General features: G+C 36.4%; 1 protein-coding gene. It reads left to right on the top strand.

The features are described from left to right. Positions 1-18: 18 nt before the first annotated feature. The coding region (locus ACOV8S_RS31330) for a DUF5105 domain-containing protein (protein ID WP_448321869.1) at positions 19-445 on the top strand (427 nt) is incomplete at its 3' end.

Genomic DNA, 445 nt, shown 5'->3' with positions numbered 1-445 from the left:
GACAAAGACTATCAGCTTGTGTACAATGAGCCAGGTAGTGGTTCTAAAAAAGATGACAAAACACTAGAATTCGATATTAAAGGTAAGGACTTAATGAAAAAAGCAGATACACTTCAAGCATCTGCAAAAGCTCTTTCTTCTTATATTGATGTGATGATTTTCGGTAAGAATAACGACGAGTTCGAAAAACTAACAGGCGATAACAAATCAACTGTAGTCAACCAATTTGATAAATCATTCAAACAAGGCTACATCACGTCATCAGGTATTTCTTCTAGCTCAGCGAAGGACGAAAACCTTGATAAGCTTCTAAAAGCTGTGAAAGAAACATTAGCTGAAAAATCAAAAGTATCAACAAAAACAGAAGCGATCAGTGGTGATAAAGCTGTTGTGACTGTAACTCTTACACCAATTGATGCAAGCCCGCTTGTCGATCGTTTAAAAG

The organism is Streptomyces sp. CO7 (genome assembly GCF_053474865.1).
This window is presented reverse-complemented; position numbering and strand designations above follow the sequence as displayed.